Source organism: Agromyces bauzanensis, from assembly GCF_014645655.1.
GTDB lineage: Bacteria > Actinomycetota > Actinomycetes > Actinomycetales > Microbacteriaceae > Agromyces > Agromyces bauzanensis.
The window spans coordinates 263,197-283,084 of the sequence record NZ_BMMD01000002.1 but is presented as its reverse complement, the minus strand read 5'-3'; the positions used below and the strand labels follow the sequence as shown (position 1 = coordinate 283,084).

Sequence of the window (19,888 nt, the reverse complement as noted above, 5' to 3'; positions counted from 1 at the left end):
GTGAGCGGCGCCGTCCTGAGCCCGTCGAAGGGATGCCGCATCCGCTCGATGCCGCGCCGTCGCCGCCTTGCAGCATACGTGCCTCGGCTGCGTCGGAGGTGTGGCTCAGCCGCGTCCGTACTTCTTGTGCACCGCCTGCTTCGACACCTCGAGCGCGAGCGCGATGAGTTGCCAGCTGGCGCCGGCCGCCCGCGCGCGCCGGACTGCGATCGCCTCGGCCCGGTCGAGGTCGCGGGTGAGCTCGAGGCGCGCGTGGTGCAGGTCGCGCAGCGCCCGATACGGATCATCGCCGTCGGCCGCAGCGATCGCGGTGCGGAGAGTGCGGTCGTCCATTGCGTCAACCGTAGTTGACCACCGATCATGTGTCAACTCAAGTTGACGACTGGGGCTCGCCCGAGGTCTGAGCGGGCATCCGGCCGCCGAGCATCCGCCAGCCGAGGCGATCGGCGGCCGAGCGGTCGAACGTCACCGTCTCGGTGACGCCGAAGAGTTCCATCGTGCCCTCGATGAGCGCGTTCGCGAAGTCGGCGCCGTCCTCGGCGAGGGTGAGCGCGCGCACCACGCTCTCGCCGTCGTCGAACTCGAGCACCTCGGTCTCGACGAGCGCGCGGATGACCGTGAGGCATGCTGCACGCGGCATCCGGATCGATCGCGCGAGCACCCAGTAGGTCTCGACGAGTGAGACCTGGGTGATGAAGCCGGGCGTCTCGCTGGTCAGGTCTCGGAACAAGCGCTTGGCTTCCGGCGACTGGACGGGGTCGTCGTCGAGGACGGCACGCAGGATCACGTTCGTGTCGATCCCGACCAGTGGTGTGCCGATCCCGATCACGCCATGCCTCGCAGCCCGCTCTCGGCGCCGCCCTCCGCGATGGCGTCGTTGATCTCGTTGATCGTCATCGGCTCGCGCCGGGGATCATGCAGGAGACCGATGAAGTCCTCGACGGTTCCCGTTCGTGGGACGATGCGGTACTGCCCGTTCCGGAGCTTGACGAACATGACCTTCGAGCCTGCGGTGAGGTGGAGGTCGTCCCGCACTTCCTTGGGCACGGTGATCTGGCCTTTGCTGGTCATCGTCGCGACGGGCATTCGAATCCTTTCATCCTCGAATTCAGATTACCGATAAACGATACGTAAGGAAAGGGTCGTTGGGCGGCGGTCGCGCGCTATCGGGGCGGGGCTCCCGGGCTCATGAGCACGGATGCCGCGCTCGCGTGCCCGGTGGCACATGCTGCCGCGACATCCGCCCCACCGAGCGTGGCCGCGAGGAACCCGGCGGCGAACGCGTCCCCCGCACCCGTGAGGTCGCGGATCCCCGAGACCGGCGGCACGTCGACGCGGGCGACGAGCTCGCCGCCCGTGATCACGTCGGTCGGCAGCGGGCCGTGCTTCACGACGACCGTTCGGGCAACGGATGCCGCGAGCGCGCCGCCGCCCGCCAGACCGAGGAGCGCGGCCTCGTCCTCGTTCGCGAAGAGCACGTCGGGAGCGAACGCGCGGAGGAGCTCGTGCGCGGCCTCGACGCCGAGGCCCGCGATGAGGCCCGTCGACGAGGCGTCGAGCGAGGTCTGCGCTCCCGCGCCGCGGGCGAGCGCCGCGAGCCGGAGGAGTTCGCCGCGCATCGGCTCCCGCTCGAACCCGTAGGCGGGCGCGTGCAGCCAGGCCAGGCCGTCGAGCCACGCGGCATCCACCTCGCTGAGCTCTGCGGACGCGCCGCGGTCGGGGAACATCGTGCCCTCGCCGTCGGTGGCCACGAGGAGCACCACGGCGCCAGTGCTTCCGGCGCGCTGCACCCGTACGTCGACGCCGCGCGACGCGAGGTCGGCGACGAGCGCCTCGCCCGCGGCGTCCGCCCCGATCCGTCCGATGAAGCGGGTGGGCAGGTGGGCAGCCGCGAGCGCCGCCACGTTCGCGGCGCTGCCGCCGCGCGTCCGGAAGACCTGCGCGGCCGTGTCGGTCGCGGTGCGCACGGGCTCGCCCGCCCAGACGACGATGTCCTCGACGAGGTCGCCGACGACGGCGAGGACGCCCGAGGGCGCCGCGCCGGCGCCCCGGCCCGGCTCAGCCGGCGACGGCACGCGCGATCTCCGCGCCGAGTGCGACATTGCCGCGGTACACCTCGAGGTTCACCTCGAGGCTCCGGCCACCCGTCGCCCGCTGGACCTGGTCCAGCAGGAACGGCGTCGTCTCGTGCCCAGAGATTCCGGCGTCGGATGCCGCGGCCAGGGCCTCCGCGAGCACGGAGTCGTGGAAGGCGGGGTCGAGCTGCTTCGCCTCGTCCACGGGGTTCGCCACGAGCACGGCGGCCGCCGACCCGAGCTCGTCGCGGGCACGCGCCAGCGCCGCGGCATCCGCCGGGCTCTCGATGCGGTAGTCGAGCGCGAAGCCGGAATCGGCCACGTAGAAACCGGGGTAGCGGTTCGTGCGGTAGCCGACGACCGGGATGTTCAGGGTCTCGAGTCGTTCGAGTGTGGCCCCGATGTCGAGGATCGACTTCACGCCCGCGCTCACGAGCGTGATCGGGGTCGTCGCGAGCGTCGTGAGGTCGGCCGACTCGTCGAACGTCTCGCTCGCCCCGCGGTGCACGCCGCCGAGGCCGCCCGTCGACATGACCCTGATGCCGGCGCGATGCGCGAGCCACGCCGTGGCCGCGACGGTCGTGCCGCCGTCGAGGCACTTGGCCCGGGCGATCGGCAGGTCGCGCACGCTCACCTTGACCACGGCGTCGGTCGTGCACAGCCGCTCGATCTCGGCGGTGCCGAGCCCAACCGTGGCGACGCCGTCGATGACGCCGATGGTGGCGGGCACGACGCCTGCCTGACGCACGAGCTCCTCGGACTCGAGGCCGACCTCGAGGTTCCGCGGGCGGGGCAGGCCGTGGGTCAGGATGGTCGACTCGAGGGCGAGTACGGGCCGGCCGTCCGCGATGGCGGCGGCGACCTCATCGCCCAGGCGGACGGCGGCGGCGGACGGTGACTGCATCCCGCCATCGTACGAGGGCGACGATGCTCGGCGGAGCGGATGTCGGCGGCCGGGTCTATCGTGGAGCCTTGTGTCGGAGCCAGTCATCGTCGCCAGGAACCTCGTGAAGCGCTACGGGGGGTTCGCGGCGGTCGACGGCATCTCGTTCGAGGTCGCGCCCGGAGAGTCGTTCGGCCTGCTCGGGCCGAACGGTGCCGGCAAGTCCACGACCATGCGCATGGTCGGCGCGGTCTCCACGCGCACGGCCGGCGAGCTGTCGATCCTCGGCCTCGACCCCGATGCGTACGGACCCGAGATCCGCTCCCAGCTCGGCGTCGTGCCGCAGTCCGACAACCTCGACACCGAGCTCCGGGTGCGCGAGAACCTCCTCGTCTACGGACGGTACTTCGGCCTCCCGGGTCGGCTCGTCGCGAAGCGCGCCGACGAACTGCTCGCGTTCGCCCAGCTCGAAGACAAGGGCAAGGCGAAGGTCGACTCACTGTCGGGCGGCATGAAGCGACGGCTCACGATCGCGCGCGCGCTCATCAACGACCCCCGCGTGCTGCTGCTCGACGAGCCGACCACGGGCCTCGACCCGCAGGCGCGGCACATCCTCTGGGACCGTCTCTTCCGGCTCAAGGAGCAGGGCACCACGCTCCTGCTGACCACCCACTACATGGACGAGGCGGAACAGCTGTGCGACCGGCTCGTCGTGGTCGACACGGGCACGATCATGGCCGAGGGCACGCCGGCCGAGCTCATTCGGCGTTACTCCTCGCGCGAGGTGCTCGAGGTGCGGTTCGGCAGCGACCGCAACAGCGAGGTCGCCAAGCGCCTCGAGGGCATCGGCGACCGCATGGAGGTGCTGCCCGACCGCATCCTCGTGTACAGCCGCGACGGCGAGGCCGAGCTCGTGCGGATCACCGAGGCGGGGCTCCATCCGATCACGAGCCTCGTGCGGCGCTCGAGCCTCGAAGACGTGTTCCTCCGCCTCACCGGACGGAGCCTCATCGAATGACCGAGGCACTGTCCACCGAAATGCGCAGCGACACCGCGCGGGCGATCGCCGCCGGGCGCCGGCCTCGTCGTTGGGGTGCCTGGTACGTCGCGCTGCACCGCTTCCGGGTGATGAAGAGCTACACCGGCACCGTCGTCGTCGCCGGCATCGGCAACCCGCTCGTCTACCTCTACGCCCTCGGCCTCGGGCTCGCGACGATCGTCGACGCGAACGCCGGCGACCAGGCGTTGGGCGGCGTGAGCTACCTCGTCTTCGTGGCGCCCGCGCTGCTCGCGAGCGCGGCGATCACGGTCGCCAGCGAGGAGTTCACGTACCCGATCATGCTCGGCTACAAGTGGAACCCGACCTTCACGGGCATGAGCGCGTCGCCGCTGCGCCCGACCCAGATCGTCGACGGCATCGTCATCTCGGTCACGATCCGGATGCTCGTGAACCTCGTGCTCTTCTTCGCGCTCATCGTGCTCTTCGGCGCGGCGCCGTCGGCCGTCGCGGTGCTCATGGTGGTCGCCGGGCTCCTCGGCGGCCTCGCCTTCGGCACCGCGCTCATGGCGTACTCCTCGACGCTCGAGGAGGACACCGGCCAGCTCGCCATGGTGATGCGCTTCGTCGTGCTGCCGATGACCCTGTTCTCGGGCACGTTCTTCCCGCTGTCGGTGTTCCCGGTGTGGCTGCAGTGGATCGGCTGGGTCTCGCCGCTCTGGCACAGCACGGAGCTCGCGCGGGTGTTCTCCTACGGCTACGCCGAGCCCATCTGGCTCACGGTCATGCACGTTGCCTACCTCCTCGTGCTCGCCGCGGCCGGCTGGGTGTGGGCCCGGCGCATCGCGGTGCGGAGGCTCGGCCGATGAGCGTGACGGAAGGCGACCGCGTGCGGCCGGGCGCCCGGCCCCGCCCGGTTCGCTCGCTCTATGCCGGCAACGCGCGAGCCGTGATGTCACGCGGCTGGCGGGCGACCCGCAGCACCAACTGGCTCGTGATGCTGAGCGGGTTCTTCGAGCCGATCTTCTACCTGCTCGCCATGGGCATCGGACTCGGCACGCTCGTCGGCACGGTCATCACCGCGAGCGGGCGCGAGGTGGAGTACGCGGCGTTCATCGCTCCCGCACTGCTCGCCGTCGCCGCGATGAACGGCGCGATCTACGACTCCACGTGGAACGTGTTCTTCAAGATGCAGTTCGCGAAGCTCTACGAGGGCATGCTGTCGACTTCGCTCGGACCGCTCGACGTGGCACTCGGCGAGATCCTCCTCGCCCTTCTGCGCGGTGCGCTGTACGCCGTCGGGTTCCAGCTCGTCATGCAGGTGCTCGGCCTCAACCTCTCGTGGTGGGCGCTCCTCGCGCTCCCGGCCGTGCTCCTCATCGCGTTCGGCTTCGCGAGCCTCGGCATGGCGATCACGAGCTACATGAAGACGTTCCAGCAGATGGACTGGATCAACTTCGTGATGCTGCCGATGTTCCTGTTCTCGGCCACGTTCTACCCGCTCACGGTCTATCCGGTGTGGTTGCAGCAGGTGATCCAGGCGCTCCCGCTCTGGCACGGCGTCGAGCTCGTGCGCGGGCTCACGACCGGCGACGTGGGCTGGGGCATGCTCTGGCACGTGCTCTACTACGCGGTGATGATCGCCATCGGGCTGGTGTTCACCACGAGACGCCTGCGGGTGCTCTTCCTGGACTGACGACCTCGCGTCACGCTGCGTCAGTCGACCATGTCGTCGGGCGGCAGCACCCACGCGTCCTCGAGCAGGATCCGCTCGGGCGGTCGCGCGTGCCGACGGCCGTCGGGGTCGTCGGCCTCCGCGGCCGCGGCCAGGCTCGCGTGGGCCTTCTCCCAGTGCGCACGGGACTCCCACATGGCGATCCCCACGATGCGGCCGCCGCCGTCTTCCCGCCATGGGCCGATCTGCACCAGCCCCGGCGTGCCGAGCGCCGCGAGGCGCACGCGGTTCATCGAGTCGAGCAGCTCCCGCTCGAAGCCCGGATTCGGCACGTGGATCGACATCTCGATGAACATGCGGTTCACGCTAGCGAGTGTTTCCGCGTGTGACGACCCCGCGCGACATCCCCGATCGCTCGGCGTATCGTGACGGGATCGAACCCCGAGGAGCCGTCATGTCGCATCGCGAGCCGCACGCCGCCCCCGAGCCCCGCACGGGCGCGGTCATGGGCATGCGCAGCTGCGAGTCGGCGGCCACGTGCCGCAGCGACCGCCCGGGCCACGGGCTGCACGCGATGCAGGAGCGACTCGCCGTGGCCACGGCGACGAAGTGGGTCGACGCGATCGTGGTCGAAGTCGATGAGCACGGGTTTGCGACGCTCGCCGAGCTCGGCGACGTCGGCGGTGCCGCCGCCGCCGCGCTCGGCGTGCGTCGCGTCTGGCATCACGACGCGTTCGAGGGCGGGTTGGCGCCGGGGGAGCCGGTCGCCATCCACGCCCTCTACGGTGTGCTGGCCCGGGGCCGGCAGCGCTTCAGCGTCGCCGACGCCTGAGCGGCGGGCTCACGCCCTGGGCATCGCCCCGCTCATCGAGCCCATCATCCTCTCCATCGCCATGACCGCCTGATCGCACGCCATCGCGCACATGCGGCAGTGCTCGGCCATCTCGGCGTGCGTCTTGCACTCGGCCGAGCAGGCGCGGGCCATCATGATGGTCGTCTGCATCATCGACGACATCACCTGCATGTCCCAGCCGTGCATGCGGAGCATCATGCGCATCATCGTGTTGCACACGTCGGCGCAGTCTGCGCACATCCCGGCGCAGCGGCCCATGCCCTCGGCGGCGTCGGCGTCCGCGCACATGGCGCACGCCTGCATACACGCCGACAACGCCTCGAGGGTCTCCTGCATCATCGCCGGATCCATGCCCTGCATCGGCATCTCCGACGACGACATGGCGTCCTTCATCATGTCCATCGTCATGTTCATCTGCGGCTCGCGTTCCGGGATACCGAGCGCCGACGGTGCCGGCGGATGACTCGGCGGCCCTTGATCGCAGCCATGCTACGCGCGGCATCAGGTCGCCGACAGGGGTTGCACGACGGCCGGTGCGGGTGCGAAGCGGGGGTGGAAGCCGCGGCGTCCGCCCCGCCGTTCGCCTGCGCGCCTCAGGCGTCGATGTCGAGGCCCATGAGCGAGAGGCCCACCACGAGCCAGAGCATCACGCCCCAGAGCATCACGCCCCAGAGCATCACGCCCCAGACCCCCGCGCCGAGCAGCGGAACCCAGATGAGGCCGAACACGATGATGCCGAGCGTGACCCAGATCAGCGTCTTGCGGCGCCCCCACCGGTCGAACCGGATACGACGAGTGGCGTGGGTCATGCGGTGAGCGGCGGGATCAGCGCCAGGCGACCGCCACGATGACGTTCGCGAGCGTGAGTCCGCCGATCGCCCAGAGCGCCCAGCTCGGTGCGGGGTCCTTCTTGCGGTAGACGAAGACGAGCACGGTGATGAGGACCGCGATCAGGAGCTTCACCGCGATCTTCCAGTTGTCGAGGTCGTAGAGGTCGCCCATCTCGATGGTCGCCACGAGCAGCAGGCCGGTGATCAGCTGGGTGAGCGCACCGTCGATCATGACCCGCACCACGGTGCCCTTGCCCTGCCCGATCGCCCTCACCTGGACGAGGAACCCGCCGAGCAGCATGGAGAGGCCGACGAAGTGCAGGATGACGAGGATGATGCGCAGGATGTCCATGACTCGAGCCTAGGAGTCCGGCGACGCCCGCCGCCACCGGAGCACGCCCGTTCGGGCGGAAACCAGCCGAAAGTCGGATGCCGCAGTTCAGCGCGCGAGGGCCCGGATGGCGCGCACCGTCGTGATCACGGCTTCCGCCGCCTCGCGGCCCTTGTCCTCCTTCGAGCCGGGGAGCCCGGCCCGGTCGAGGCCCTGCTGCTCGTTCTCGAGGGTGAGCACGCCGAAGCCCACGGGCTTGCCCGTGTCGAGCGCCACGCGCGTGAGGCCGTCGGTCGCGGCGGACGAGATGTACTCGAAGTGCGGGGTACCGCCGCGGATGATGACCCCGAGGGCCACCACCGCGTCGGCGCCGAGGTCGAGCGCGGCCTTGGCGACCACGGGCAGTTCGAAGCTGCCGGGCACGCGCACGAGGTCGAAGTCGGCGCCGGATGCCGCGAGCGTGCGCGTCGCACCGGCGATGAGCCCGTTCGTGATCTCCTCGTGCCAGCTGCCGGCCACGAGCACGACCCTGAGGCCTCGGCCGTCGACGTCGAGTTCGGGGGATCCCTGCCCACTCATGATGCGTGTCCTTCCAGAAGGGCCTCAGTTGCGGCATCCGTCAGCTGCTGGTCGTCGATCGTGTGTCCCATGCGGTGTCGCTTCGTGTCGAGGTAGGCCGCGTTGCCCGCCCCCACGCCGACGACGAGCGGCAGGCGCTCGGTCACGCGGATGCCCCGCGCCTCGAGCTGGCGGACCTTCTCGGGGTTGTTCGTGAGCAGGCGCACCCGGTCGATGCCGAGGTCGGCGAGGATCGCCGTCGCCGCGCCGTAGTCGCGGGCGTCGATCGGAAGGCCGAGCGCGAGGTTCGCGTCGAGCGTGTCGAGGCCGTCCTCCTGCAGGCGGTAGGCGCGGAGCTTGTTGATGAGGCCGATGCCCCGGCCCTCGTGGCCGCGCAGGTACACCACGACGCCGCCGCGCTCCTCTATCGCCTCGAGGGCGGCATCGAGCTGCGGGCCGCACTCGCACTTCAGCGAGCCGAACGCCTCACCCGTCAGGCACTCGGAGTGCACGCGCACGATCGCGCCCTCGGGGTCGTGTGACGGGTCGCCCGAGACGATCGCGACGTGGTCGGCCCCGGTGCCGCGGTCGCGGTAGGCGCGCACGCGGAACACGCCGTGCTCGGTGGGCAGGGAGGTCTCGACCTCGAACGCGACGCGCGACGACTCCGGCACCTGGAGGCGCTCACCGGTCTCGAGGTCGAGGCCGACGTGCCACTCGTTCATCCAGGCGATGAGCGCCGCGACCGTGGTCACCGGCAGGCCGTCGCGCGCACCGAGCTCGATGAGGCCGGGCAGGCGCATCATCTCGCCGTCGTCCTGCACGATCTCGCCGATCACGGCAACGGGTTCGAGCCCGGCGAGTCGCATGAGGTCGACGGCCGCCTCGGTGTGTCCCGCGCGCTGGCGCACGCCGCCGTCGACGGCGCGGAGGGGCAGCACGTGTCCCGGCCGGATGAGCATCTCGGGGGTCGCGGCGGGGTCGGCCAGCACGCGCAGCGTGTGCGCGCGGTCGGCGGCGCTGATGCCGGTGGACACGCGTTCGGCGGCGTCGACCGAGATCGTGTACGCCGTGCCCCGGATGTCCTCGTTGCGCTCGGTCATGAGCGGCAGCTCGAGGCGGTCGGCGACCGCGTTCGGCATCGGCGCGCACAGGTACCCGCTGGTGTGGCGGATCATCCAGGCGAGCCACTCCTGGGTGGCGAACTCCGCGGCCATGATGGCGTCGCCCTCGTTCTCGCGTGCTTCGTCGTCGGCGACGATCACGGGCTTGCCCGCACGCAGCGCGTCGAGCACGTCGCGGATGCTGGCGAGGGTCATGCGAGGCTCCCGGTCGGGGCGGCGGTCGGTCCGGCGAGCGACGACGACAGCGAGCGATGCACGTCGAGTCGGAGCATCCGCTCGACGTGACGGGCGACGATGTCGGTCTCGAGGTTCACACGGTCGCCGACCTCGAGCTTCCCGAGCGTGGTGGCGGTGAGGGTCTCGGGGATGAGCGACACCTCGAACCACGAGCCGTGCGATTCGTCGCCGAGCGCGCTCACGGTGAGCGAGACGCCGTCGACCGCGACCGAGCCCTTGTCGACGACGAGCGGCGCGTGCGCCTCGTCGAGGGAGAAGCGGATGACGCGCCACGCCTCGCCGCGGCGGACCTCGAGCACGACGGCGGTGCCGTCGATGTGGCCCTGCACGATGTGCCCCCCGAGGCGGTCGCCCACGAGCGCGGCCCGCTCGAGGTTCACGGGGAGTTCCTCGCGGGCGTCGTCGAGGGTCGACATCGCGAGCGTCTGGGCCATCACGTCGGCCGTGAACGACTCGTCATCGGAGTCCACGACGGTGAGGCACACGCCCGACACGGAGATGGAGTCGCCGTGCCGTACGCCCTCCACCGCCCTCGGTCCGCGAACGGTGAGGCGCGCCGCATCGGCGCTCCGCTCGACGCGCGTGATCGTGCCGAGCTCCTCGATGATTCCGGTGAACATGTGTCAGTTCCCTTCCTTGACGCTGGTCGACGAGCTCGCGGCGTCGTCGGTGTCGGTGGTCGAGCGGGCCGGAGGCCGGATCGCGATCGGGCGGGCGACGACGAGGAGGTCGTCGCCGAGCCGCTCGAAGGCGGCGAAGTCGAAGTGCCGGGCCTCGGCGATGCTGGCGACGCCGAGGTCGCCCACGGCCACGCGCGGACCGCCGAGCAGCATCGGCGCCACGTACACGAGGAGCTCGTCGACGAGCCCCGCCGCGAGGAACGCGCTCGCGAGCGTGGGGCCGCCCTCGACGAAGAGCGAGCGGATGCCCCGGCGCTGCAGTTCCCGCAGGTCGCCCGTGAGGTCGGCGCCCCGGAGGGTGATCGGCGCGTGCGGGTGGCGGGTGACCGCGGCGTCGGCCGGGATCGGGCGCCGGCCGAAGACGACGGGAACGGGCTGCGCGTCGAGGAGTTCGCCGGCCGACGTACGGGCCGTGAGCGACGGGTCGTCGGCGAGCACGGTGCCGGTGCCGACCGCGATCGCGTCGGCTGCGGCGCGACGGCGGTGCGCGTCGGCGCGTGCTTGCTGTCCGGTGATCCACCGGCTCGACCCGTCGGATGCCGCGGCGCGGCCGTCGAGGCTCGCCGCCCACTTCATCGTCACGCGGGGACGGCGATGGCGGGCGGCGAAAAGCCAGTCGTCGAGGAACGCCTCCGCCTCGTCCGCGAGCACGCCCGCGGTGACCTCGATCCCGGCCGATCGGAGCCGATCGGCTCCGCCGGCCGAGTGGTCGCCGGGGTCGGCGACGGCGTAGACGACCCGCGCGATGCCGGCGTCGATGAGGGCGACCGCGCACGGGCCCGTGCGGCCGGTGTGGTTGCAGGGCTCGAGCGTCACGACGGCGGTGGCGCCCTGCGCGGCGCCCGGGGCGAGCTTCGACAGCGCGTCGACCTCGGCGTGCGCGGTGCCGGCGCCGCGATGCCAGCCCTCGGCGAGGACGTCGCCGTGCGGAGAGAGGATGACGCAGCCGACGCGCGGGTTGACGCCGCTTGCCGGACCGCGGGTGGCGAGCTCGAGGGCGCGGCGCATGGCAGCGCCATCCGCCATGGTGTGCTCGCCCGTGATCATCCTGGTGCCGTTCTCTCTGGCTCCGGGGATGCTCGGCAAAGACCGATGACGTCGTCGACGCATTGCGCCGTCGACACGTGCCGCCTCCCATCCGGACTTTCACCGTCGGTACCGGAGTTCCACCGGTTCAACCGTTCGCCCGAGACCTGTCGGCCTCGCGCTCGCGGCTCGCGGACTGTTACCGCCGGTTCGGACTCACACCGACCCCGGAGCACGTTTGTCGTGTCGATTCTATGTCAACGCGACGACCGCGGAGGTATTCCCCGGATCGCGCCCCGTCATTCGGGCACTTCCGGGCCCGCGGTGCGACGCGAACGGGTCAGCGGCACCCCGACGCGGCGGCGATCTGCGCGTCGGACGGCCGCCCGTATGCCTCGATGCCCGCTCCCGGCAGGTCGTGGCCCATGCCGATCGCCCACGCCGTCGCCCACGTCTCGTGGTCGCCGTGGAAGGGCTCGGCCGCGAAGATGGCGTAGCACGCGTCTCGGAGCACCTGCGTGTGGCCGACCTCGTGCACCACGACGGCCCTCGCGTTCTCGTCGGCGTACCACTCCCACTCGATGCTCTCGGTCAGCGAGATGAGTCCCCAGCCGACGCCGTCGGGCTTGAACTCGGCGGTGCCCGAATACCAGCCGTCGCTGGGAAGCCCGGCGACCTCGTACGCCCACGCGAACTCGAGTTCGACGCCGGCCGCGATCGATCGCGCGAACGCCTCGATCTCGGCTCGCACGGGGTATGCGCTCCGCCGCTCCTCCTCCGCGGCGTGCGACGCGCGGACGTCCGCGAGCGCGGTGGCGAGCGCGGTGAACCGGTCGGCGTCGCCCGAGGAGATGCCCGGAGAATGGCGGAGCCCGTCGAGGGCCTCCTCTGCCGCGTGCCGGTAGCGGTAGGCCGCCGAGGGGCTGGCGTCGAGGGCCGCGGTCGCGAGTTCCTCGGTGCCCGAGAGCAGCGCATCGGATGCCTCGGCGATCGTCCTGGTGCCGACTTCGACCCGATCGGCCGCCGCCTCGAATCGCTCGGCGGCCGCGTCGCGTGACGGGACGAGGTCGACGAGGCGCCACAGGTCGGCGTACCGCTCCCACGCGGGCGCAGGTGTTGCCGGGTCGCCGAGTTCCACGATGCCCGTCGGACCGGTCGGCGATTCGGCGAGGATGCCCCGGGCCGATTCGATGCGCTCCGCGAGGGCCTCCCGGTCCTCCGGGCGGACCAGGTCGCCGGTGGCGATGCCCAGCAGGTACTCGGCGCGTGCGATGGCCGAGTCGCCACGGTCGGTCGTCTCCTCGTATGCGGCGCGCGCCTCGTCGAACCGCCCGTCCGCGGCCGTCCACGCGGGCCAGGCGGCCGCATGGGCTGTGGTGGCGACGAACTGGTGGGCGCCCAGGCCGAACGCGAGCATTCCGGCGAGCGCCGTGGCCGCGAGGATGTTGCCCGTGCGGCGTCGGGCCGCGGGCGGTACGGAGGCGTCGGACGGGCGCATGGGATCCTCTCCAGCGGCCGTTCGGGCGACCGCGGAATCACGCTACCGGCCGGCGCCCACCCGGTGGATCACGATCTCGTCGCGGAGGCGGGTCCCGCGGCGGAACGACGGGCCGGGCGCATGGGGGTGCGTTCCGGCCCGTTCCCGTGGCCGGCCGGGCGCCAGCCGGGCGACCTTCGCCGACTGGTACTCGAGCTCGCCGTTGGTGATGATGCCGAAACGCACGCCCGGGAGGCGGGCGGAGAGCGCGTCGAGCGCCGGGACGACGCCGTCGTGCCGTCGCGTCGGTCTCGTCGCCGCGGTAGGCGCGGGCGCGCATGTGCAGCACGATGCCCGCGGCGATCGCTTCGCGGTGTGCCATGAGGGTGTCATCGAGGTCGAACAGCGCGACGGGTCGCGAGCACGGCGTCCCAGCTCGCGCGGGCTCTCGGATCGACGGATGCCTCCCGCACCGCATGCCAGGCCGGCAGCGTGCCCGTGCCGTCGCGCGTGGGCACCGTGGCATCCGCAGGCTCGATCCGCCGGAACCCCGCGGCCCTGGCGACGCTCGCCGAGGCGACGTTCCCTTCGACGGCGCGCCAGAACACCGTCGTGGCCCCACGGATGCCGCCCCCGAGCGTCCATTCGACCACCGCCGTCGCGGCCTCGCTCATGAGGCCGAGACCGCGGTTCTCGGCGCCCATCCAGAAGCCGAGCTCGCGCTTCGGGTCGCGCACGCTGATCACCCCGAGGAGCGGACCCCCCTCGACCCGACGGAGCGCCCAGGTGAGCTCCCTGCCGCTCGCCCACGACTCGGGCACATGCTCGCCGAGGAACGCATGGGCGTCGGCCCGGCTGTACGGCCACGGGGTCGTGAGGTACTGCTCGAAGAGCGGGTCCTGGCAGTACCGGGTCACCAGGTCGGCGTCGGCCGGCACGGGCAGGTCGAGCACGAGTCGCGCCGTGCGGATGCCGACGGGTCGCACGTCAGCCCCGTCTGACGAAGCCGACGCGGTCGTACACCGTGCGGAGCATCCGCTCGGCTCGCTCCGATGCCCGCGCGGCACCGATCGCGAGCAGGCGATCGAGCTCGGCCGGGTCATCCATGAGCTCGAGCGTGCGTGCGCGGATGGGCGCGACCCGCTCGACGACGGCGTCGGCCACGTCCGTCTTGAAGTCGCCGTAGCCGCGGCCCTGGTACTCGGTCTCGAGCTCGGGGATGGTGCGCCCGGTGACGGCGGCGAGGATGTCGAGGAGGTTCGAGACGCCCGGCTTCCCGGCCGGGTCGTAGCGCACCTCGCGCCCCGTGTCGGTGACCGCGCTGCGGAACTTCTTCGCGGTGACCGCGGGGTCGTCGAGGAGTTTCACGAGGCCGGCCTCGGAGGCCGCCGACTTCGACATCTTCGCGGTGGGCTCCTGCAGGTCGTGGATGCGGGCCGACTCCTTCGGGATGAGCGCCTCGGGCACGATGAACGTGTCGCCGAACCGCGTGTTGAAGCGGTGCGCGAGGTCGCGTGTGAGCTCGAGGTGCTGGCGCTGGTCGTCGCCGACCGGCACGAGCTGCGTGCCGTAGAGCAGGATGTCGGCGGCCATGAGCACGGGATAGGCGAACAGGCCGACCGTGGTGCCCTCGGTGCCCTGCTTCGCCGACTTGTCCTTGAACTGGGTCATGCGGCTCGCCTCGCCGAAGCCGGTGATCGAGCCGAGCACCCAGGCGAGTTCCGTGTGCGCGGGCACGTGGGACTGCACGAAGAGGGTCGCCCGCTCGACGTCGACCCCGGCGGCGAGGTACTGCGCGGCCGTGCGCCTGGTGCTCTCGTGCAGGGCCTTCGGGTCTTGCGGCACCGTGATGGCGTGCAGGTCGACGACGCAGTAGATGGGATCGGCCTCGTCCTGCAGGGCGACCCAGTTGACGAGCGCGCCGAGGTAGTTGCCAAGGTGCAGCGAGTCGCTCGAGGGCTGCATGCCCGAGAAGACGACGGGGCGGTTGGGGGTGTCCATTCGGTGGGAATTCCTTTTCAGCGGGGAGTCAGATGGCGTAGTCGACGATCACGGGGGCGTGGTCGGACCATCGCGTGTCGTAGGTGGCGGCACGGTCGATCGCATACGCGTCGGCGGCGTCGGCGAGCGCCGGCGTCGCGAGTTGGTAGTCGATGCGCCATCCGGTGTCGTTGTCGAACGCCTTGCCCCGCCACGACCACCACGAGTACGGCCCGTCGACCTCGCCCGCGAACCGGCGGCCGACGTCGATCCACCCGAGGCCGCCGCCGCGGTTGTAGCGCTCATCGCCCTCGGCGCCGAGGAAGCGGTCGAAGTAGGCGCGCTCGTCCGGCAGGAAGCCGGCGCGCTTCACGTTGCCCTTCCAGTTGCGGATGTCGAGGGTGCGGTGGCCGACGTTGAGGTCGCCCACCACCAGGGCGAGCTCGGAGTGCGCAGCGAGCTCGGGAAGCCGTGCCTCCATCGCGTCGAGGAACCGGTACTTCTCCGCCTGCTTCGGCGTCTCGGCCTCGCCCGAATGCACGTAGGCGCTCACGACCGTCACCACGCGGTCGCCGACCTCGTAGTCGGCCTCGAGCCACCGGCCCGCGGTGTCGAAGTCGGCAGCGCCGAATTCGACGCGATGGATGCTCGCGCGGTTGCGGCTCGCGATCGCGACGCCCGCACGACCCTTCGCCGTGGCCGGGTCGTGCAGGATGTCCCACTCCTCGCCGAGGAGCGCCTGCAGGTCTTCGGTGGTGGCACGCACCTCCTGCATGGCGAGGATGTCGATGTCGCGCCCGGCGAGCCACTCGCCCATGCCCCGCCGGAATGCGGCGCGCACTCCGTTCACGTTGACACTGGCGACACGGAGGGGTTTCGCGGGGGGCATGCCCTCGATCCTACGGGAGGCCTCCGACGTCGCCTTCCGTCCGTTCGGCCGCGGATGCCTCGGCGCGGCCGAGTTCGGCCTCGGCTCGCGCCAGGCGCCGGCGGGCCGGGTAACGCTCGAGCCAGTTCGCTCCGGCGAGCTCCCGTTGCGCCTCGCGGACGCGCACGCGTGCGGCGGTGACCAGTGCACGTTGCTCCTGTGCCAGTTGCTCGGCGACGAGCTGTTCGGCGGTGACGTACCGGAGCGTCTCGTGGTTGTCGGCCGCCTCCACCGCGATCCAGCTCGCGGCCACGAGCATCACGATGCTCGTGAGCCGGAACCAGAGGAGCAGCGCGATGAAGACCACGAAGGTGGCGAGCAGGGGATTGCTGCTCGTCCCCGACACGAGGAATCCACTGAGGAACTGCAGCACGGAGATCGCCGCGGATCCGAGCAGGGAGCCGACCCACATGCGGCGCCAGGGCATCGCCGCGCCCGACAGGAACCGGAACAGCACCGCGAGCGCGAGCGTGTCGATGACGAAGACGACGAGGACCGCGCCCGACTGCAGGAGGCCGGCCTGCCAACCCCGGTCGCCCGCGAGGCCGAACAGGCTGAGCAGCCAGCCGAAGAACGACGTCGCCACGACGGACAGCACGGTGGCGACGAGGAGGATCGTGCCGAACGCGAGTCCGGCGAGGAAGTCGCGGGCCTTGAGGTAAAGGTACGCTCGGGTGTCCTTCGGGAGTCCGAAGATGCTGCGCACCGCCATCCGGGAGAGCGTGATCCACGCGATCGCGGTCCAGATCAAGCCGGCGAGCGCGACCGCGCCCGTCCAGCCGAACAGGCTCGTACTCGTGGAGGTGATCGCGATGAGCTCGTCGGTCGAGATCACGCCGTTCTCGCCGATGAGGCCGGGCGCATAGGTGTTGAGGAGCAGGACGAACGCCTCGAGGGTCTTCTCGTTGCCGGTGAGCCAGATGCCGGCGACGGCGAACACCACGTAGACGGCCGCGAAGATCGCGAACAGGGCCTGATAGCTCATGCCCGCGGAGAGGAGGAACCCGTTGCGCGCGAGGAAGTGACGCCACACCCGCACGGGGAACAGCGCCAGCGTCTTGTTCGTGAGCATGGTGACCCTGCCGATCGGCTCCTCGAGCCGGTCACGGATCCGATGGCGGTCGCTCACGCCTTCAGACTAGCGAGGCCGCGGGCACTGCCCGCGGCCTCGCGCGCGCCGAGTCGTCGACGGGTCAGGGCTTGCCGCGGATGATCGCCTGCTTGACCTCGGCGATCGCCTTCGTCACCTCGATGCCACGGGGGCACGCGTCGGTGCAGTTGAAGGTCGTGCGGCAGCGCCACACGCCCTCCTTGTCGTTCAGGATGTCGAGCCGTACGGATGCCGCGTCGTCGCGCGAGTCGAAGATGAACCGGTGCGCGTTCACGATGGCCGCGGGGCCGAAGTACTGGCCGTCGGTCCAGAACACGGGGCACGACGAAGTGCACGCGGCGCACAGGATGCACTTCGTGGTGTCGTCGAAGATCTCGCGCTTGGCGATCGACTGGATGCGCTCCTTGCCGGCCTCCGGCTGCGAGTTCGCGATGAGGAACGGCTGCACCTCGCGATAGCTCGCGAAGAACGGCTCCATGTCGACGACGAGGTCCTTCTCGAGGGGCAGGCCCTTGATCGCCTCGACGTAGATGGGCTTCGAGATGTCGAGGTCCTTGATGAGCGTCTTGCAGGCCAGGCGGTTGCGTCCGTTGATGCGCATGGCGTCGGAGCCGCAGATGCCGTGCGCGCACGAGCGCCGGAACGTCAGCGAGCCGTCCTGCTCCCACTTGATCTTGTGCAGGGCGTCGAGCACGCGGTCGGTCGCGTACATCTCGACGTCGAAGTCCTGCCAGCGCGGCTCGGCGTCGACGTCGGGGTCGAACCGGCGGATCAGGAAGGTGACGGTGAACGCCTGGATCGCGGCATCCGCGGTATCGGTCGACTGGGTCTCGAGCATGGCGGTGGACACGTCAGTACTTCCTTTCCATCGGCTGGTAGCGGGTGACGGTCACGGGTTTCCAGTCCAGCCGGATGTGGTCGTCGGCGAGCGAGGACTGCGGGTCGCCCGAGAGGTAGGCCATCGTGTGCTGCATGTACTGCTCGTCGTCGCGGTTCGGGAAGTCGTCGCGCATGTGTCCGCCCCGGCTCTCCCTGCGGTTGCGGGCCGAGAACACGACGACCTCGGCGAGGTCGAGGAGGAATCCGAGCTCGACGGCCTCGAGCAGGTCGGTGTTGAAGCGCTTGCCCTTGTCTTGGACGGCGACGTTGCGGTATCGCTCGCGAAGGCGCGCGATGACCTCGGTGACGTGGGCGAGGGACTCGTCGGTGCGGAACACCTGGGCGTTCTTGTCCATCTCCTCCTGCAGCTCCTTGCGGATCGCGCCGATCCGCTCGGTGCCGTTCGAGTCGCGGAGCTGGTCGAGCATGCGCCGTACTGGGCCGGCCGGGTCGTCGGGCAGGGGCGTGAACTCGACGCCCTTGGCGTACTCGACCGCGTTGCGGCCCGCGCGCTTGCCGAACACGTTGATGTCGAGCAGCGAGTTGGTGCCGAGGCGGTTGGAGCCGTGCACCGAGACGCAGGCGCACTCGCCGGCGGCGTAGAGCCCTGGCACGACGGCCGTGTTGTCGCGGAGCACCTCGGCGGCGACGTTCGTGGGGATGCCGCCCATGGCGTAGTGCGCCGTCGGCATGACGGGCACCGGTTCGTACACCGGATCGACACCGAGGTAGGTGCGCGCGAACTCCGTGATGTCGGGCAGCTTCGTCTCGAGCACCTCGGCGCCGAGGTGGGTGCAGTCGAGCAGCACGTAGTCCTTGTGGGGGCCGGCGCCGCGCCCCTCGGCGACCTCCTGCTGCATGCAGCGGCTCACGATGTCGCGCGGGGCGAGGTCCTTGATGGTCGGCGCGTATCGCTCCATGAAGCGCTCGCCGCTCGCATTGCGAAGGATCGCGCCCTCGCCGCGGGCGCCCTCGGTGAGCAGGATGCCGAGGCCCGCGAGGCCGGTCGGGTGGAACTGGAAGAACTCCATGTCCTCGAGCGGCAGGCCCTTGCGCCAGATGATGCCGACGCCGTCGCCCGTGAGGGTGTGCGCGTTCGAGGTGGTCTTGAAGATCTTGCCGTAGCCGCCGGTGGCGAAGATGATGGCCTTCGCCCGGAAGACGTGCAGCTCGCCCGTGGCGAGGTCGTGGGCGACGATGCCCGACGGCTGCTCGACGCCGTCGACGTCGGTCATCACGAGGTCGAGGGCGTAGTACTCGTTGTAGAACTCGATGCCGAGCTTCACGCAGTTCTGGAAGAGCGTCTGCAGGATCATGTGACCGGTGCGGTCGGCTGCGTAGCATGCGCGGCGGACGGGCGCCTTGCCGTGGTCGCGCGTGTGGCCGCCGAAGCGGCGCTGGTCGATCTTGCCCTCGGGCGTGCGGTTGAAGGGCAGGCCCATGTTCTCGAGGTCGATGACCGCGTCGATGGCCTCCTTCGCGAGGATCTCGGCGGCGTCCTGGTCGACGAGGTAGTCGCCGCCCTTGATGGTGTCGAAGGTGTGCCACTCCCAGCTGTCCTCCTCGACGTTCGCGAGCGCCGCGGCCATGCCGCCCTGCGCCGCGCCCGTGTGGGAGCGGGTCGGGTAGAGCTTCGAGATCACCGCGGTCCGAGCGCCCGGTCCGGCCTCGATCGCCGCGCGCATGCCGGCGCCGCCGGCGCCGACGATGACGATGTCGTACTGGTGGTAGTGGACGCCGTCGACGATCTTCGTCTCGACGTGGGCGCTCTCGGGATTCACAGGTCTCCTAGACGGCGGGGCAGAACGAGGGGAGCAGGTCGGCGGGGGAGCCCGCGGGGCACGGGTCGAACGTGAAGACCACGAGGGTGCCGAGCACGATGAGCACCACCGCGGCGGCGGCGAGCGCACCCTTCAGCACCTTCTGCACCGCGCCGGGGCTCGTGTAGTCGTTGACGAGCGTTCGCATGCCGTTGGCGCCGTGGATGAGGGCGAGCCAGAGCATCAGCACGTCCCACCACTGCCAGAACGGGTCCGCCCACTTGCCGCCCACGAAGCCGAAGTCGATGGCCTTCACGCCCTCGCCGACCATGAGGTTCACGAACAGGTGGCCGAAGATCAGCACGATGAGCACGACGCCGGAGGCGCGCATGTAGATCCAGCCCCACTTCTCCCAGTTCACGCCGCGCTTGCGAGCGGGGCGCACCGGGCTGCGAGGCGCTTCGATGGCAGTCATGTCGCAGGC

26 protein-coding genes and 1 riboswitch are annotated in these 19,888 nt (G+C 70.8%); of the genes, 4 read left to right on the top strand and 22 right to left on the bottom strand.

The window, feature by feature from the left end; translation table 11 throughout:
- Positions 1 to 105 precede the first annotated feature (105 nt).
- From IEX31_RS03600 to IEX31_RS03580, 5 genes are all read right to left on the bottom strand, one after another.
- Positions 106 to 333, bottom strand: a complete 228-nt coding sequence (locus tag IEX31_RS03600) for a hypothetical protein (RefSeq protein ID WP_188742061.1) — start codon at positions 331 to 333, stop codon at positions 106 to 108.
- 37 nt (positions 334 to 370) lie between these two features.
- Positions 371 to 829, bottom strand: a complete 459-nt coding sequence (locus IEX31_RS03595) for a type II toxin-antitoxin system VapC family toxin (protein WP_188742060.1) — start codon at positions 827 to 829, stop codon at positions 371 to 373.
- Complete coding sequence (locus IEX31_RS03590; protein ID WP_229662081.1) at positions 826 to 1,086, bottom strand: AbrB/MazE/SpoVT family DNA-binding domain-containing protein; 261 nt, start codon at positions 1,084 to 1,086, stop codon at positions 826 to 828. Before IEX31_RS03590 ends, IEX31_RS03595 begins: the two co-directional genes overlap by 4 nt.
- 77 nt (positions 1,087 to 1,163) lie before the next feature.
- The gene (locus IEX31_RS03585; protein WP_229662080.1) at positions 1,164 to 2,075 is read right to left on the bottom strand and encodes a carbohydrate kinase family protein; all 912 of its coding nucleotides are present in this window, start codon (positions 2,073 to 2,075) and stop codon (positions 1,164 to 1,166) included.
- On the bottom strand, positions 2,059 to 2,979 hold the full coding sequence (locus IEX31_RS03580; RefSeq protein ID WP_188742058.1) for a pseudouridine-5'-phosphate glycosidase: 921 nt from the start codon (positions 2,977 to 2,979) through the stop codon (positions 2,059 to 2,061). Before IEX31_RS03580 ends, IEX31_RS03585 begins: the two co-directional genes overlap by 17 nt.
- A 70-nt stretch (positions 2,980 to 3,049) precedes the next feature.
- Here IEX31_RS03580 and IEX31_RS03575 point away from each other — a divergent pair, with 70 nt between their 5' ends.
- From IEX31_RS03575 to IEX31_RS03565, 3 genes are read left to right on the top strand one after another with little or no spacing between them, the layout of a single operon-like run.
- Entirely contained in the window at positions 3,050 to 3,976 is a 927-nt protein-coding gene (locus IEX31_RS03575) for an ABC transporter ATP-binding protein (protein WP_188742057.1), read from the top strand.
- Positions 3,973 to 4,824: an ABC transporter permease gene (locus tag IEX31_RS03570; RefSeq protein WP_188742056.1), complete on the top strand. Its 852-nt coding sequence runs from the start codon at positions 3,973 to 3,975 to the stop codon at positions 4,822 to 4,824. The genes IEX31_RS03575 and IEX31_RS03570 overlap by 4 nt, the downstream gene beginning before the upstream one ends.
- Positions 4,821 to 5,651, top strand: coding sequence for an ABC transporter permease (locus tag IEX31_RS03565; protein ID WP_188742055.1), 831 nt, complete (start codon positions 4,821 to 4,823; stop codon positions 5,649 to 5,651). The genes IEX31_RS03570 and IEX31_RS03565 overlap by 4 nt, the downstream gene beginning before the upstream one ends.
- Positions 5,652 to 5,671: 20 nt before the next feature.
- Here the strand turns inward: IEX31_RS03565 and IEX31_RS03560 are convergent, their stop codons facing one another.
- Positions 5,672 to 5,995, bottom strand: coding sequence for an antibiotic biosynthesis monooxygenase (locus tag IEX31_RS03560; RefSeq protein WP_188742054.1), 324 nt, complete (start codon positions 5,993 to 5,995; stop codon positions 5,672 to 5,674).
- Positions 5,996 to 6,084: 89 nt separating this feature from the next.
- Between IEX31_RS03560 and IEX31_RS03555 the strand changes: the two genes are divergently transcribed.
- A complete protein-coding gene (locus IEX31_RS03555) occupies positions 6,085 to 6,462 on the top strand; it encodes a hypothetical protein (protein ID WP_188742053.1) in 378 nt (125 codons plus the stop codon).
- Between the two features lie 9 nt (positions 6,463 to 6,471).
- Here IEX31_RS03555 and IEX31_RS03550 read toward each other — a convergent pair whose 3' ends face one another.
- From IEX31_RS03550 to IEX31_RS03475, 16 genes are all read right to left on the bottom strand, one after another.
- Positions 6,472 to 6,843: a four-helix bundle copper-binding protein gene (locus IEX31_RS03550; protein ID WP_188742052.1), complete on the bottom strand. Its 372-nt coding sequence runs from the start codon at positions 6,841 to 6,843 to the stop codon at positions 6,472 to 6,474.
- 233 nt (positions 6,844 to 7,076) lie between these two features.
- A complete protein-coding gene (locus tag IEX31_RS03545) occupies positions 7,077 to 7,292 on the bottom strand; it encodes a hypothetical protein (RefSeq protein ID WP_188742130.1) in 216 nt (71 codons plus the stop codon).
- Between the two features lie 16 nt (positions 7,293 to 7,308).
- On the bottom strand, positions 7,309 to 7,665 hold the full coding sequence (locus IEX31_RS03540) for a hypothetical protein (protein WP_188742051.1): 357 nt from the start codon (positions 7,663 to 7,665) through the stop codon (positions 7,309 to 7,311).
- 87 nt (positions 7,666 to 7,752) lie between these two features.
- Positions 7,753 to 8,223 (bottom strand): 6,7-dimethyl-8-ribityllumazine synthase, encoded by a 471-nt coding sequence (gene ribH / locus IEX31_RS03535; protein WP_188742050.1) that lies wholly within the window; start codon positions 8,221 to 8,223, stop codon positions 7,753 to 7,755.
- Complete coding sequence (gene ribA / locus IEX31_RS03530) at positions 8,220 to 9,521, bottom strand: GTP cyclohydrolase II (protein WP_188742049.1); 1,302 nt, start codon at positions 9,519 to 9,521, stop codon at positions 8,220 to 8,222. Before ribA ends, ribH begins: the two co-directional genes overlap by 4 nt.
- Positions 9,518 to 10,183 carry a riboflavin synthase gene (locus IEX31_RS03525; RefSeq protein ID WP_188742048.1) on the bottom strand — a complete coding sequence of 222 codons (666 nt, stop codon included), beginning with the start codon at positions 10,181 to 10,183 and terminating at the stop codon, positions 9,518 to 9,520. Before IEX31_RS03525 ends, ribA begins: the two co-directional genes overlap by 4 nt.
- 3 nt (positions 10,184 to 10,186) lie before the next feature.
- Complete coding sequence (gene ribD / locus IEX31_RS03520) at positions 10,187 to 11,290, bottom strand: bifunctional diaminohydroxyphosphoribosylaminopyrimidine deaminase/5-amino-6-(5-phosphoribosylamino)uracil reductase RibD (protein ID WP_229662079.1); 1,104 nt, start codon at positions 11,288 to 11,290, stop codon at positions 10,187 to 10,189.
- Positions 11,291 to 11,363: 73 nt separating this feature from the next.
- Positions 11,364 to 11,509, bottom strand: a riboswitch (FMN riboswitch).
- A 100-nt stretch (positions 11,510 to 11,609) separates the two neighbouring features.
- The gene (locus tag IEX31_RS03515; RefSeq protein WP_188742047.1) at positions 11,610 to 12,767 is read right to left on the bottom strand and encodes a hypothetical protein; all 1,158 of its coding nucleotides are present in this window, start codon (positions 12,765 to 12,767) and stop codon (positions 11,610 to 11,612) included.
- A 42-nt stretch (positions 12,768 to 12,809) separates the two neighbouring features.
- On the bottom strand, positions 12,810 to 12,992 hold the full coding sequence (locus IEX31_RS03510) for a hypothetical protein (RefSeq protein WP_188742046.1): 183 nt from the start codon (positions 12,990 to 12,992) through the stop codon (positions 12,810 to 12,812).
- A 143-nt stretch (positions 12,993 to 13,135) separates the two neighbouring features.
- Positions 13,136 to 13,732 carry a GNAT family N-acetyltransferase gene (locus IEX31_RS03505; protein WP_188742045.1) on the bottom strand — a complete coding sequence of 199 codons (597 nt, stop codon included), beginning with the start codon at positions 13,730 to 13,732 and terminating at the stop codon, positions 13,136 to 13,138.
- A 1-nt stretch (position 13,733) separates the two neighbouring features.
- Positions 13,734 to 14,747, bottom strand: a complete 1,014-nt coding sequence (gene trpS / locus IEX31_RS03500) for a tryptophan--tRNA ligase (protein ID WP_188742044.1) — start codon at positions 14,745 to 14,747, stop codon at positions 13,734 to 13,736.
- Between the two features lie 28 nt (positions 14,748 to 14,775).
- On the bottom strand, positions 14,776 to 15,615 hold the full coding sequence (locus IEX31_RS03495) for an exodeoxyribonuclease III (RefSeq protein WP_188742043.1): 840 nt from the start codon (positions 15,613 to 15,615) through the stop codon (positions 14,776 to 14,778).
- Positions 15,616 to 15,625: 10 nt separating this feature from the next.
- A complete protein-coding gene (locus IEX31_RS03490) occupies positions 15,626 to 16,783 on the bottom strand; it encodes a YihY/virulence factor BrkB family protein (protein ID WP_229662078.1) in 1,158 nt (385 codons plus the stop codon).
- Positions 16,784 to 16,847: 64 nt separating this feature from the next.
- A complete protein-coding gene (locus IEX31_RS03485; protein ID WP_505579043.1) occupies positions 16,848 to 17,615 on the bottom strand; it encodes a succinate dehydrogenase iron-sulfur subunit in 768 nt (255 codons plus the stop codon).
- Between the two features lies 1 nt (position 17,616).
- Positions 17,617 to 19,425 (bottom strand): succinate dehydrogenase flavoprotein subunit, encoded by a 1,809-nt coding sequence (gene sdhA / locus IEX31_RS03480; RefSeq protein WP_188742042.1) that lies wholly within the window; start codon positions 19,423 to 19,425, stop codon positions 17,617 to 17,619.
- A gap of 7 nt (positions 19,426 to 19,432) precedes the next feature.
- Positions 19,433 to 19,879 carry a succinate dehydrogenase hydrophobic membrane anchor subunit gene (locus IEX31_RS03475; RefSeq protein WP_188742041.1) on the bottom strand — a complete coding sequence of 149 codons (447 nt, stop codon included), beginning with the start codon at positions 19,877 to 19,879 and terminating at the stop codon, positions 19,433 to 19,435.
- Between the last annotated feature and the right edge of the window lie 9 nt (positions 19,880 to 19,888).

Bases quoted from the DNA above. Each gene is read 5' to 3' on its own strand.
- IEX31_RS03600 (WP_188742061.1), bottom strand. From the start codon at position 333: ATGGACGACCGCACTCTCCGCACCGCGATCGCTGCGGCCGACGGCGAT.
- IEX31_RS03590 (WP_229662081.1), bottom strand. From the start codon at position 1,086: ATGCCCGTCGCGACGATGACCAGCAAAGGCCAGATCACCGTGCCCAAG.
- IEX31_RS03580 (WP_188742058.1), bottom strand. From the start codon at position 2,979: ATGCAGTCACCGTCCGCCGCCGCCGTCCGCCTGGGCGATGAGGTCGCC.
- IEX31_RS03570 (WP_188742056.1), top strand. From the start codon at position 3,973: ATGACCGAGGCACTGTCCACCGAAATGCGCAGCGACACCGCGCGGGCG.
- IEX31_RS03565 (WP_188742055.1), top strand. From the start codon at position 4,821: ATGAGCGTGACGGAAGGCGACCGCGTGCGGCCGGGCGCCCGGCCCCGC.
- IEX31_RS03555 (WP_188742053.1), top strand. From the start codon at position 6,085: ATGTCGCATCGCGAGCCGCACGCCGCCCCCGAGCCCCGCACGGGCGCG.
- IEX31_RS03550 (WP_188742052.1), bottom strand. From the start codon at position 6,843: ATGCAGGGCATGGATCCGGCGATGATGCAGGAGACCCTCGAGGCGTTG.
- IEX31_RS03545 (WP_188742130.1), bottom strand. From the start codon at position 7,292: ATGACCCACGCCACTCGTCGTATCCGGTTCGACCGGTGGGGGCGCCGC.
- IEX31_RS03540 (WP_188742051.1), bottom strand. From the start codon at position 7,665: ATGGACATCCTGCGCATCATCCTCGTCATCCTGCACTTCGTCGGCCTC.
- ribH (WP_188742050.1), bottom strand. From the start codon at position 8,223: ATGAGTGGGCAGGGATCCCCCGAACTCGACGTCGACGGCCGAGGCCTC.
- ribA (WP_188742049.1), bottom strand. From the start codon at position 9,521: ATGACCCTCGCCAGCATCCGCGACGTGCTCGACGCGCTGCGTGCGGGC.
- IEX31_RS03525 (WP_188742048.1), bottom strand. From the start codon at position 10,183: ATGTTCACCGGAATCATCGAGGAGCTCGGCACGATCACGCGCGTCGAG.
- ribD (WP_229662079.1), bottom strand. From the start codon at position 11,290: ATGATCACGGGCGAGCACACCATGGCGGATGGCGCTGCCATGCGCCGC.
- IEX31_RS03515 (WP_188742047.1), bottom strand. From the start codon at position 12,767: ATGCGCCCGTCCGACGCCTCCGTACCGCCCGCGGCCCGACGCCGCACG.
- trpS (WP_188742044.1), bottom strand. From the start codon at position 14,747: ATGGACACCCCCAACCGCCCCGTCGTCTTCTCGGGCATGCAGCCCTCG.
- IEX31_RS03495 (WP_188742043.1), bottom strand. From the start codon at position 15,615: ATGCCCCCCGCGAAACCCCTCCGTGTCGCCAGTGTCAACGTGAACGGA.
- IEX31_RS03475 (WP_188742041.1), bottom strand. From the start codon at position 19,879: ATGACTGCCATCGAAGCGCCTCGCAGCCCGGTGCGCCCCGCTCGCAAG.